The sequence below is a fragment of the Granulicella sp. L60 genome, from assembly GCF_009765825.1.
Classification (GTDB): domain Bacteria; phylum Acidobacteriota; class Terriglobia; order Terriglobales; family Acidobacteriaceae; genus Edaphobacter.
The window spans coordinates 292,882-305,488 of the sequence record NZ_LMUR01000020.1; the positions used below are offsets into that span (position 1 = coordinate 292,882).

Genomic DNA, 12,607 nt, shown 5'->3' on the forward strand with positions numbered 1-12,607 from the left:
GAAACCCGGGGGTGGCCACTATTTGCTGCGGCCGAACAGAGTGCTGACTATATGACGTATGCCTCTGGCGATTGGTGAGAACCAGTTCTCAATTTCAGCTTTAATAGTTCCGACGACGGCGTCGAGAAACTGCTGTTGCGTCCAGGCGTTTCGCGCCTCGCCGGGTCCGCGCCGGGTACAGTGTGCGGCGGCCTGGGTCCAGGCTCCGGTTTGGACGGCGGCGACGAGGTGGGGGAATCCTTTGAAGAGGCCGGCGGGGCCGAGGTTGTAGATCATGTCGAGGAGGGCGAGTTTGACGGCGTCGGGGAACTGGTCGTAGTGGGGGAACTCGGTGCGCAGGTCGGCCTCGAAGTTTGTGAGGACTGCGGTTAGTTTGTCGTCGATGGTCTGCTGGGCGAGTTCGAGTGAGGCGGGGGATTTGTAGAAGGCGGAGGCGTGGCCGGGAGGAAGTGCGTCCACGCGGGCGAACTCGGCGGCGATCTCCTGGGGTGTGGCTGCGCGTATGCCTACGAGGAAGGGAAGGGCTGCGGCGGCGCTTGCGTCCGGGAGCATGAGGCCGACGCCTACGGTGATCTTGCCTGCCGTGTCGCGATACATCCACGGGACACAGCCTTCAAACTGCTTTAGCTTGGTGAGCGATTGCTCTAGATAGTTCGCCACGATAGCGTCAGCCTAGCATGGCTGGTGGCGGTCTCAAATACCGCTTGTGGTGTGTAATGGTGAACTACTTGAGGCTGTAGTCGTCGAGGCCGGGAGATAATTCAAAGTATCTACAAATGTAGAGTTCAGGTGTTATAAAGTTTCGTCATCAAAAATGCCAGGTAGCCGTCAGTCCACTTGCGAACTGTAGATTGCCATAACAAAGCGCACGTAGAGAAGTATTTCATTCATTCACAGACGCATCATTTTTAGCCTAACGGAAGCTCATTCATGCCTACCAGTTCCTCGTCACGGTTCACATTCACCCGGCGCCAGAGTGCTTCGAACAAGACGCCGCGCATGATCAATCGGAATCTTGTGTTCAACCTGATCCGAACGCGGCAGCCGCTCTCGCGTGCCGATCTTGCGAGGGTGTCGGGGCTGCAGCGGAGCACGGTCTCGCTGATTGTTGAGGACCTGATCAAGGACAGGTGGATTCTGGAGGGCTCGACGGGGAGGCTGCCGCGTGGACGGAGGCCGACGTTTCTTGAACTGAACCACCAGCGGGCTGTGATTGCGTTGGATATTCATCCGTCACAGACTACGGTGGCGGTAACGGATCTTGGCGGCAAGATCGTTGCGCAAAACGTGGTGCAGCTGCCGGTGGATGAGAATAAGGCGATTCAGGCGATCGTCGCGGCGATTAATAAGATGATCGCGGCGCATAGTGATAAGTCGTTCGATGGTATTGGGATCAGTCTTCCGGGTCGTGCGGATCCGAGGCTGGAGAAGTTGATCTTCGCTCCGAATCTGAACTGGCCGGCGGCGAGTATCAAGTCGCGGATTCAGAAGGCCACGGGACTGCGGGTGGAGATGGACAATGTGGCGAATGCGTGCGCGTTGTCCGAGGTGTGGTTTGGCGACAGCGATGGGCTGCACGATCTGGTGGTGGTGAACGTTTCTGAGGGGATTGGGACGGGGATCTTCGCGAATGGACAGCTGCTGCGTGGCTCGAATGGTATGGCGGGGGAGTTTGGACATGTGCAGATGGATACCGGAGGGCCGCTGTGTGGATGCGGCAGCCGAGGCTGCTGGGAGACGGTGGGGTCGAACCGGGCGGGGCTTCGCTACTACGAGGAGATCAGCGGGGGGGCGGCTCCGTCGAGCTTTGCGGCGCTGGTGAAGATGGCGCAGGCGGACGATGCGAGTGCGGTGAAGGCGGTGGATAAGATGTCGTCGTTTCTGGGGCGTGGACTGCGGATGATTGCGTCGGCACTGGCGCCTAGCGAGATTGTGATCGTCGGCGATATTACGACGGCGTGGTACATGTTCGGGCCTGTGGTTGAGGGGGAGCTGAGGCAGAATGCGCTCTCGAAGGAGCCGAGGCTGAGGCCGTCGTTTGAAGGCAATACGGCGCGGCTGCGGAGCGCAGTGGCGCTGGTGATGAACGGCAGCCTGGTCTGAGAGAGTACGGTCTGGATTCCAACTAAAGCTACTTTGGTCGGTGGCGTTCGCTTTTCTAAGTGAGGCGAGTGACCTCGAGCGGTGCTGTGTCCGGGGCTTCGTGTTCAGGTATGGATGTGAAGGTGATCGTCTATTAAATCAATTGCTTGGAGAATTGACGGAGAGTTGACTTGACCAAATGAATGGTCATTCAGTATGCTTCGCTTCGTTCGGGTATATTGCCCGCCGGAGCCTGCATCATGCCGCCCATCACCACCGTTTCCACGTCGATTCACAAGAGACAGATCAATAAGGTCGCCGTTCTTGGAGCGGGAACCATGGGCTCGCGGATCGCCGCACACATCGCAAATGCCGGGCTGCCGGTGGTACTTTTGGACATTGTTCCGCCGGGTACAAGCGCCGATGCGCCGAAGCAGGAGCGCAACAAATTTTTGCTGTCCGCAATGGATGGATTGAAGAAGTCGAAGCCTGCGGCGTTTTATACGCCAGAGAGTGCGCGACTGATTACGATCGGCAACTTCGACGATGATCTTGCGCTGATCGCTGATTGCGACTGGATCATCGAAGTGGTCGCGGAGAACCTTGATATCAAGCGTGCGCTGCTGGAGAAGGTGCAGCAGCATCGCCGTCCGGACTCGATTATTACGAGCAACACCAGCGGTCTTCCGATTCACAGGATCGTGGAAGGCATGCCGATGGAGCTGCGACGTCGCTGGTTTGGCACACACTTCTTCAATCCGCCACGGTACATGCGGCTGCTGGAGGTGATTGCTACGCCGGACTCCGATGTGGCCGATATGGCTGCGGTGGAGCACTTCTGCGATGTGCGTCTGGGTAAGGCGATTGTGCATGCGCATGACACGCCGAATTTTATTGCGAACCGCATCGGCACGTTTTCGATGGGGAATGCGATCCGGCTGATGCAGGAGCAGGGGCTGACGATTGAAGAGGTGGATACGCTGACGGGCTCTCCGCTGGGCTGGCCGAAGACGGGGACGTTTCGGCTGGGAGATATGGTGGGGGTCGATGTGCTCGCGCATGTGGCGATGAACTTTGCAGCGCAGGCGGCGAAGATCAACGACGAGCGGGCGGAGGTGACGCTGGCTCCGTTCATCGGCAAGATGCTGGAGAAGAAGTGGCTGGGCGACAAGACGGGCCAGGGGTTCTACAAGAAGGAGGGCAAGGACGCGGAGGGTCGCGATCTGCGCCACGTTCTAGACTGGCAGACGCTGGATTACAAGCAGAGCATGCGTCCTAAATTCCCGGCGATTGAGATGGCGAAGAATGTGGAGTCGACGGCGGTACGCATTCCTCAGCTTCTCCATGCCGATGCCAGTAAGGATAAGGCTGCGGGGTTCTACTGGCCTCTGCTGACGGAGCTCTTTACCTACAGTGCGAATCGCTTGCCCGAGATTGCGGACAATATTGTTGAGATCGATCAGGCGATGAAGACCGGTTTCAACTGGGAGCTTGGGCCGTTCGAGATGTTCGATGCTGCGGGCGTTCGTGCGACGACGGAGAAGGTTCGTGCGGGTGGGGGTTCAGTCTCGGCAAATGTGGAGAAGCTTCTGGCTTATGCGGATGCGCATGGCGAGGCCAATCCTAGCTGGTATAAGGATGATGCTTCGGTGCCGTCGGGGCGCCTCTTCTTCGATCCGGTGACGAGCACGTACAAGTCGGTGGTTACGGCGGAGGGAGTGACATCGCTTGCGGTCATCAAGAAGGCGAAGGGTGTGGTGAAGAAAAATCCTGGTGCTTCGGTGGTCGATTTAGGCGACGGCGTGGCGGCGATTGAGCTTCACTCCAAGATGAATGCGCTGGGAGACGATATCGTCCGATTGATTACGCAGACGCTGAAGCCTTCGAGCGATACGGTCGGTAACTTTGAGGCGTTTGTCATCACTGGCGACTCTGCGAACTTCTCGGTCGGCGCAAATTTGATGCAGCTTCTGCTCGGTATCCAGGAGGAGGAGTGGGACGAGGTGGAGATGGCTGTTCGCGCGTTCCAGAATATGACGCAGGCGATCAAGTTTTGTCCGCGTCCGGTGGTGGTTGCGCCGTATGGCATGTGTCTTGGCGGAGGTGTCGAGATCTCGCTTCATGCTGCTGCGCGGCAGCCTCATGCAGAGTTGTATATGGGATTGGTGGAGGCTGGCGTTGGACTGATTCCGGGCGGGGGCGGTTGCAAGGAGATGACCATTCGGAGCGTTGAGGCGGGATCGAGTATTCGTCCGGACGCGCGCGGCGAGGGAGTGGAGATCTTTGAGGCGTTGAAGAAGAACTTCGAGACGATTGCGATGGCGAAGGTTTCGACCTCTGCTGCGGAGGCTCGTTCGATGGGATTTTTTAGAGCGTCGGACACCGTCACGATGAACCGTGAACGTCTTTTGATCGATGCGAAGTTGAAGGCGCGAGCCATCGCGGATGCTGGATATAGCGCGCCTGTACCGCGCATGGATATTGCTGCTCCGGGAGAGAATGCGCTGGCGACGTTGAAGCTGGCTGTGTGGACGATGCGCGAGGGGCAGTACATCTCCGAGCACGACGCCAAGATTGCGAACTGGGTGGCGTATGCGCTCTGCGGGGGGAAGGTGACACCGGGTACGGCGGTTACGGAACAGTATCTGCTTGATCTCGAACGTGAGGCGTTCTTGAGCCTATGCGGAGAGAAGAAGACGCAGGAACGAATCGCCTTCACGTTAAAGACAGGGAAGCCGTTGAGGAATTAGTGACTGGCATTTCGTCTGGTCTTACTGCATGTGTCTAACCGTTACGTCTTCGGGCGAAGAGCCTGGAGTTAGATTTGAGGAGTTAGTTATGAGAGAAGTCATCATCGCATCTGCTGTACGTACTGCCGTAGGAAAGGCGCCACGCGGCACACTTCGGACAACCCGGCCGGACGATCTTGCTGCCTTTGCGATCAACGGTGCGCTGGATCGTGTTCCGCAGCTTGATAAGTCTGAGATTGAGGATGTGATCCTTGGCTGCGCCATGCCCGAAGCTGAGCAAGGAATGAACGTCGCGCGGGTTGCGAGCTTTCGCGCGGGTCTTCCGATCACGACTGCCGGGATGACTATCAATCGCTACTGCGCATCGGGTCTGCAGTCGATTGCACTGGCTGCGGATCGTATTCGGAGCGGCGGGGCGGATGTCATCGTTGCAGGCGGGACCGAAAGCATGTCCTATGTTCCCTTTGGCGGTAACAAGATCTCAGTCAATCCGTGGCTGGTGGATAACTATCCGGGATCGTACATGTCCATGGGGTTGACTGCAGAACGAGTTGCGAGCCACTACGGCATTACGCGGGAACAGATGGATCAGTTTTCGTATGAGAGCCATCAGAAGGCGCTCGCCGCGATTGCCTCAAACAAGTTTGAAGATGAGATTGTTCCGATTACCGTTACAAGCTCTACACCGAATGGAAAAGGTAAGACGAAGTCGGTCGATACGACGTTTAAACAGGATGAAGGACCCCGCGCAGATACCTCATTAGAGGCTTTGGCGAAACTTAAGCCTGTCTTTCATGCGAAGGGAACGGTGACGGCGGGAAATTCGAGTCAGACCTCGGATGGAGCGGCTGCGGCTGTGGTGATGTCGGCAGAGAGGGCTGCACAACTTGGTATCAAGCCGATGGCGAAGTTCGTTGCGTTTGCTTACGCTGGCTGCGATCCAGAAGAGATGGGCATCGGACCGATTCATGCTATCCCGAAGGTGCTCAAGATGGCTGGCCTGTCGTTGGAGGATATCGATTTGTTTGAGCTGAACGAGGCGTTTGCAGCGCAGTCGCTTGCGGTGTTGAAGGTGCTTGGCATCGACGGGGCGAAGGTAAATGTGAATGGTGGAGCTATCGCTTTGGGGCATCCGCTTGGGTGCACCGGCGCTAAGCTGACGGCGACTCTTCTGCGTGAGATGCCTCGACGGAATGCTAAGTACGGCATTGTGACGATGTGCGTTGGTGGTGGCATGGGCGCTGCGGGGATCTATGAGGCTCTGTAATACGGTGGAGCAGCTACACGTTATGAATTTAGCTTCGAGAATGTTGAGGTAGACCAATGGCAACGATGACGACACCAGTCACAGACACGAGAAGAATCTCCGGCGGAGGTTTCCTGATCGAAGAGATTACGCCGTCGGACTGTTTTTTTCCGGAAGACTTTACCGATGAGCAAAAGCAAATTGCAGAGATAACAGCGAACTTCGCCATCAAGGAGATCATGCCTGCCTCGGATCAGATCGAGGCAAAGGACTTTTCCGTGACTCGTCGACTGCTGAAAGAAGCTGCAGATCTTGGCCTCACGGCGATAGACATCCCGGAGGAGTACGGTGGCCTCGAGATGGATAAGGTGACCTCGGCGTTGGTTGCGGAGAATATCTCGAAGCAGGCGAGCTTCTCGGTTGCGTTTTCGGCACATGTGGGAATCGGGACGCTTCCGTTGGTTTGGTATGGCACCGATGCGCAGAAGAGGAAGTATCTGCCGAAGATTGCATCAGGTGAGATCGTGTCGGCGTATGCATTGTCGGAGTCTACGAGCGGCTCGGATGCTGTGAATGCGCGGACGCGGGCGGTGTTGTCCACCGATGGAAAGACCTATACGTTAAACGGCGAAAAGATGTGGATCTCGAACGCGGGGTTTGCGGATCTTTTTACTGTCTTCGCGAAGTGCGCTATTCCGGATGGGCCGGATGCGGGTAAAGAGAAGCTGACGGCATTTCTGATCGAGCGTGGAACGCCCGGTTTCACGAACGGCAAAGAGGAGCACAAGCTTGGTATTCGCGGAAGCTCGACCTGTCCGCTGATTCTGACGGATTGCGTAATCCCGGTTGAGAACCTTCTCGGCGAAGTTGGCAAGGGGCATCACATTGCGTTCAATATCCTGAACGTCGGACGTTACAAGCTTGGGAATGCTGCGATTGGTGGCGGTCGTATGGCACTCAACAATGGGATTCGCTATGCCATCGATCGCAAGGCGTTCGGCAAGTCGATCTCGGAGTTTGGGCTGATCCAGGAGAAGATCGCGAACTGTGCGACCGGCATCTTTGTTGGGGAATCGGTTTGCTATCGCACTGTGGGCTTGATCGATAAGGCGCTGGCCGGTGTCGACAAGAACGATACGAAGGAGATTCAGAAGAGGATTGAGAACTATGCTGTCGAGTGTTCCATCGTCAAAGTATGGGCGAGCGAGATGCTCGACATGGTGGTGGACGAGGTGCTGCAGATCTTCGCGGGCTATGGCTATGTTGAAGAGTATCCGGCAGAGCGCGCTTATCGCGATGCTCGTATTAACAGGATCTTCGAGGGCACTAATGAGATCAATCGGCTTATCATCACAGGCTGGCTGATGAAGTCGGCGATGAGCGGCAAGCTTGCGCTGATGCCGGCGATCAAGAAGCTGATGGAAGAGGTGATATCGGGGCCGAGCGAGAAAATTGAGCGTGAGGGTGCATTGGCGGATGAGCTCAACCTACTGGCTAACGCGAAGAAGCTGACACTGTTCGTTGCAGGGGCCGCGACGCAGAAGTACATGGCACAGATCGCCGAGGAGCAAGAGGTCATGGGAGCGATCGCCGACATGATCATCGAGGTCTTCGCTATGGAGAGCGCTATCCTGCGTGCGGAGAAGATTGCCGATGGACAGCCCGCTGTGGCGTCTGCAGTTCCTGTCGCGATGGCTCGTATCTATGCCGATAAAGCGATGTCTACTATCGAGCTTGCTGCGCGCAAGGTTATCGCGGCTGTGGCGGAGGGTGATGCGCTGCGAACGCAACTGACGATTCTGCGCAGACTGGCTAAGCATGATTCAGCCGATACGATTAGCTTGCGGCGTGTAGTGGCGCGGCACGTGATCAAAGCAGGGAAGTACAGTATGTAAGTGAAAATGTTACATAATTTGGTTGTTACAAAGTTTGCGGCTTATACTAGCAGCTTCAACTCACCGAAGACCGTTGGTATGAGCTCGGCGACCGTGGGGTGGATGTGTACGGAGCGTTGTAGCAAGGATGCCGGTTGCTTCGCATACATCGCGGTGAGAATGCAGTGGATGGCCTCGTCTCCGCCGGTGCCGAGAATCGTGGCTCCTAAGATTTGCTTCGACTCTGCATCGACCAGGACTTTCATGAAGCCCTGCGATTCACCCTTCTCGACCGCGCGTCCCACTTTGGTCATGGGGCGGGTTCCGATCAACGCGGCGCGACCGCTTTTGCGCACTTGCGCCTCTGTCATGCCGACATGGGCCAGCGGAGGGTCGATGAAGAGTGCATGTACCGGGATGCGATCGGTGACGCGTCGCGACTCTCCATCGAGCAGATTGGCAGCGACTATTTCAAAGTCGTTGTACGAGGTGTGGGTGAACACACCTCTTCCATTGCAGTCTCCGAGCGCCCAGACGCCGGGAACGCTGGTGCGCAGTTGATCATCGACTTTGATGAAGCCGCTCTCATCTATCTCTAGTCCGGCCGCTGCAATGCCGAGGTCCTGTGTGTTCGGTTGCCGTCCGATTGCAAGAAGAATATGCGAGCCGACCACCCTATTCTCTTCCTCTTCGCAGTCGAGTCCAACCGCGACATCGTTTCCTTCGCGCTCGAGATGGATGCAGGTTGCGTTGAGCCGTATGTGGACTCCTTCTGCCTCCAATATTTCGCGCACAGTTTTAGAAGAGTCTTCGTCCTCGTGCGAGACCAGCCGGTTGTTGCGCTCCACAACAGTTACTTCGCTTCCGAAGCGGCGGTACATCTGGGCAAACTCAAGTCCGACGTAGCTTCCTCCGACGACGATCAGGTGTTTAGGCAGATCTTCCAGATCCAGTATGGACGTGCTGTTGAGATAGGGAACTGTGTCTATTCCGGGCATCTTTGGGATTGATGGACGTGCCCCGACGTTGAGGAAGATGTGCTCCGCCTGCAGAAGGTCTTCTCCTATGCGAACCTCGTGCGCGGAGTCGAAGCTCGCGGTCCCGGTGAAGACCGTGCAGCGTTCCATGCCGCGCAGCCAACTCTCGATGCCGTTGCGGGATTTCATCACGATTGCATCTTTGCGGGTCTTCGCATGTTTGAGATCAACCGTGATTGGTCCCTGGATGGAGACGCCGAAGTCGCTTCCGCGCCGTGCCAGATGAGCCGCGTGCGCGCTTGCGACGAGCGCTTTGGTAGGGGTACATCCGACGTTGACGCAGGTTCCGCCGAACAGTTTGCGCTCTACAAAGGCCACGCTCCAGCCCGCCTGCGTGAGTTTTCCTGCGAGCGACGGACCGGCCTGGCCCGCTCCTATAACAATTGCGTCGAAGCTCTTCTTCATCCGAGCCTCGTCACCGCGACGATGGCGAGGACGATCGCCACTACATCTTCAATTAGGGCAGCGGGAAGATCTTTTCCGAAGGCTGCGGCCAGTTTGCCACGGACTGCTGAACCGCCGAGGGTGCCAAGAACAGCGCCAATCGCGCCCGCAAGCAGTCCGATGATGAGTGAGTTCGCCGAGAGCCCGATGGCTGCGCCTACAAAAGCGCCGCTGACGATTCTGGTAATGAACTGCGGCGGGATGGTGCGGCTTGGTGTCTTGGGAAGCTTATCGTTGATCAGTTCTCCGAGCGCGAGCACCGTAAAGATGTAGGGTGTGAAGGCGTAGCCCAGAAACGCGAGAGGTGTTCCTTCGAGCTTGAGAAGGCCCAGACGCGCTGCCCAGCTAACCACAGCGATAGGTGCCAAGGCTCGGAGGCCTGATACGACTCCAAGCAAGAATGCAATCAGAATGATCATAGAAGCTCCTATGAGACGAAAGTTCGCGACGCTGAGGTGTGCATTCGGAGTTTTGAAGCACGCGTGAATAAAACGTTGTCTGAGATGCGGCGCTTTGTATCGTCAAATTACGCCTACATATATTTGAAAGATAGCACCATCGGATGCTGCGTGACCCCCACTTTTAGGTTGGAGTCAGAATCCGGCTCATCTCAGGTCGCTTTCGTTCGGCGGGCCAACTGGTGTAGCGCCGTTTGCGCTGCGTGATAGCCGGCCATACCGTGAACTCCGCCACCTGGAGGCGTAGACGCTCCGCAGAGATAAAGACCCGGTAGAGGCGTTTGATAGAGTGACGGCGTTGGCCGAAAGAGGAGCTGGCGTGGATTCATGGCGCCAGCCGAGAGATCGCCTCCGACGAGATTGGGATTCCATCGTTCCAGCGCCGCTGGGCCGGAGACGGAACGGGCGAGAACGCAGTCGCGGAACTCCGGTGCGAAGCGCGTGATCTGCCGCTCGATCGCTTCAAGATGGTCCAGCGTGCTTCCGTTAGGCACATGGCAGTAGGCCCACGCTGTGTGTTTATCAGTCGGCGCTCGCGTTGGATCGAACAGCGACGGCTGTCCGAGAAGGACGAAGGGGCTGTCGGAGTTGAAACTGCGCTCGGATGCGGCGATCTCATCGAGCGTTCCTCCGAGGTGAACTGTGGCAGCACGTGCGCACTCGTTTGCGGTCCACGGGATCGGACAGCTGAGCGCGTAGTCGACTTTGAAGGCGCCTGCGCTGTAGCGGAAACGTTCTAGTTGGGTACTGTAGCTCTTCGGCAACTCACTACCCGCGATGCGAAGTAACTGGCGCGGTGTGATGTCCGCGAGAATCAGGTCTTCGTCACCTTGTCGCGTGGGAAGAGTCGTTACTTCGTGGCCAGTCTCGATGCGGCCTCCGAGAGATTCGAGGTGTGCGGCCAATGCGTCGGTGAGAGTCTGGGCGCCACCGCGTAAGATCGGCCAGCCCCCTGCGTGGCCGGCAGCCATCAGGACCAGAGCCACAGCAGCGGAAGTGGGAGATTCGAGCGGCTGGACCGAGTGCGCCGCCATCCCCGCGAAGAGCGCCTGTGCTCGAACGCCAACGAAGCGCGAGCGGGCAAGAGACGCGGCAGGAAGAAGCGCCGACAGTCCGAAGCGCGCAAGCAGAAGCGGATGGTGAGGGAGGTGCTGGATTGGCCCAAGGATGTCGGTGACCAACTCGTGGAAGCGGTCTGCGATGGGCTCGATCAGCGAACGATATTTGCGGCGGTCGAAGTTATCGAGATTGGCGACGGTGTCTTCGATCGAGTGTTCGAGGAGCACGGCGGTGCCGTCGTCGAGCGGATGAGCGCAGGGTGCGGAGGGCTCGATCCAGAGGATGTCGATGGGGAGCGAACGAAAGAACGGACTCGAAACTCCCAAGGGGTAGACCGAGGATCCGAGATCGTGGCGGAAGCCTGGTAGAGTTATCTCCGCGGTAGAGCAGCCGCCGCCGATCTGGACGTTACGCTCGAAGACCGTGGTAGAAAATCCGTTCGAAGCAAGCATGATGGCAGCCGCAAGGCCGTTCGGTCCAGAACCGATGATCGATGCGGATCGCACAGCAGAAGGATACCGTGGCGCAAGGATCTCCGCGCACCCGTGCGTATAGCAGCAGAGTGCACGCTATTTGAGATCTCCCTGTAGCTCCTTGAAGAGCCAGATTCTCGCCAGTGCCCAGTCGCGCTTCACTGATCGCGGGGCGATCGCCAGGATGACGGCGATCTGTTCCGTCGACAAGCCACCGAAGTATCGCAGTTCTACCACCTTGGCTTGGCGTGGGCTTACCAGAGTCAGCTTATTGAGCGCTTCATCGAGTGCAAGCATCTCGTCGGTGCGCTCCACCGAGATCGCCAGCCCATCTTCCAGCTCGACGCGCTTCAGGTCGCCTCCTCTGATCTGGGCTTTATGGGCTCTCGCATAGTCCACGAGCACTCTCCGCATCACGTTCGCAGCCATTCCGATAAAGTGCTCCCGGTTCTGCCAATCCAGATCCGCTCCAGCCAGACGCATGTAGGCTTCGTTGATCAAGGCAGTAGGCTGTAGGGTGTGGTCCTGTCGCTCCCTCCTCATATAGGAGGCTGCGAGTCGATGCAGTTCGGCGTACACCATCGGAAGCAGGCGATCCGCGGCGGAGATATCTCCACCATTGATCGCCTTCAGAAGCTGCGTCACCTCGCCGCCGTTGATGGTCATGGAAATTGGCTCAACGCTACACCAAATCGAACCTGTATTGCTATGCAAAAAATTGCCACATGAAGGATGTGCTTTTCGGGTGAGATACTTGCGGTCCTACTCCCCAGCTGCAAAGTAAGACGATTCATGTGGCACTTTATGATCATGACCTGCGCTTTAATGGGTGGAAGGAAGAGTAAGTCACGGTCGGCGGAACTTACTTACTACTGGAAATTAGTTGTTCATTGTGTAATTATTGGCGCCGAGACGAGAGAATACCTATATCTCTTTCCTGTGCAGGCATGGTCCGCGCTAATTCTCTCTTCGTCCTTCGGCCCCGGCGCGCTTATCTGCCACGTATACGCGGACGCACAGAAGATAAGCACCAATATGTTACTTCTTACTGCTTCGGATGGGATCATGGCCAGCCAGGAACAATCCGTCGAGCAACTGTTTGGCGCAGCTCTTGATCGCCGACCAGAGGACCGCCGCGCCTTCCTCGATCGCGCCTGCGCCGGAGCTCCAGAACTTCGGCAACG

At 57.3% G+C, this 12,607-nt stretch carries 10 protein-coding genes; 4 read left to right on the top strand and 6 right to left on the bottom strand.

Annotation, left to right across the window (positions count from 1 at the left end):
* Window positions 1–18 precede the first annotated feature (18 nt).
* Window positions 19–660: a hypothetical protein gene (locus tag GSQ82_RS19865; protein ID WP_158794020.1), complete on the bottom strand. Its 642-nt coding sequence runs from the start codon at window positions 658–660 to the stop codon at window positions 19–21.
* Between the two features lie 270 nt (window positions 661–930).
* Here GSQ82_RS19865 and GSQ82_RS19870 point away from each other — a divergent pair, with 270 nt between their 5' ends.
* The 4 genes from GSQ82_RS19870 to GSQ82_RS19885 all read left to right on the top strand — a co-directional run bounded on the left by GSQ82_RS19870 (window position 931) and on the right by GSQ82_RS19885 (window position 7,973).
* Window positions 931–2,103 (top strand): ROK family transcriptional regulator, encoded by a 1,173-nt coding sequence (locus GSQ82_RS19870; RefSeq protein WP_158794021.1) that lies wholly within the window; start codon window positions 931–933, stop codon window positions 2,101–2,103.
* A 239-nt stretch (window positions 2,104–2,342) separates the two neighbouring features.
* Window positions 2,343–4,832: a 3-hydroxyacyl-CoA dehydrogenase NAD-binding domain-containing protein gene (locus GSQ82_RS19875; protein WP_158794022.1), complete on the top strand. Its 2,490-nt coding sequence runs from the start codon at window positions 2,343–2,345 to the stop codon at window positions 4,830–4,832.
* An 88-nt stretch (window positions 4,833–4,920) separates the two neighbouring features.
* Window positions 4,921–6,099, top strand: coding sequence for an acetyl-CoA C-acyltransferase (locus GSQ82_RS19880; protein ID WP_158794023.1), 1,179 nt, complete (start codon window positions 4,921–4,923; stop codon window positions 6,097–6,099).
* 56 nt (window positions 6,100–6,155) lie between these two features.
* Window positions 6,156–7,973 (top strand): acyl-CoA dehydrogenase family protein, encoded by a 1,818-nt coding sequence (locus GSQ82_RS19885; protein ID WP_158794024.1) that lies wholly within the window; start codon window positions 6,156–6,158, stop codon window positions 7,971–7,973.
* A 41-nt stretch (window positions 7,974–8,014) separates the two neighbouring features.
* On the opposite strand, the gene GSQ82_RS19890 is transcribed toward GSQ82_RS19885, so the two are convergent.
* The 5 genes from GSQ82_RS19890 to GSQ82_RS25200 all read right to left on the bottom strand — a co-directional run bounded on the left by GSQ82_RS19890 (window position 8,015) and on the right by GSQ82_RS25200 (window position 12,605).
* Window positions 8,015–9,394, bottom strand: a complete 1,380-nt coding sequence (locus GSQ82_RS19890) for an FAD-containing oxidoreductase (protein ID WP_158794025.1) — start codon at window positions 9,392–9,394, stop codon at window positions 8,015–8,017.
* The gene (locus GSQ82_RS19895) at window positions 9,391–9,852 is read right to left on the bottom strand and encodes a DUF4126 family protein (RefSeq protein WP_158794026.1); all 462 of its coding nucleotides are present in this window, start codon (window positions 9,850–9,852) and stop codon (window positions 9,391–9,393) included. Before GSQ82_RS19895 ends, GSQ82_RS19890 begins: the two co-directional genes overlap by 4 nt.
* 191 nt (window positions 9,853–10,043) lie before the next feature.
* Window positions 10,044–11,456 (bottom strand): NAD(P)/FAD-dependent oxidoreductase, encoded by a 1,413-nt coding sequence (locus GSQ82_RS19900; RefSeq protein WP_216847133.1) that lies wholly within the window; start codon window positions 11,454–11,456, stop codon window positions 10,044–10,046.
* Between the two features lie 63 nt (window positions 11,457–11,519).
* Window positions 11,520–12,089 (bottom strand): sigma-70 family RNA polymerase sigma factor, encoded by a 570-nt coding sequence (locus GSQ82_RS19905; protein ID WP_158794027.1) that lies wholly within the window; start codon window positions 12,087–12,089, stop codon window positions 11,520–11,522.
* A 372-nt stretch (window positions 12,090–12,461) separates the two neighbouring features.
* Window positions 12,462–12,605 carry a hypothetical protein gene (locus tag GSQ82_RS25200; protein ID WP_254061824.1) on the bottom strand — a complete coding sequence of 48 codons (144 nt, stop codon included), beginning with the start codon at window positions 12,603–12,605 and terminating at the stop codon, window positions 12,462–12,464.
* Window positions 12,606–12,607 lie beyond the last annotated feature (2 nt).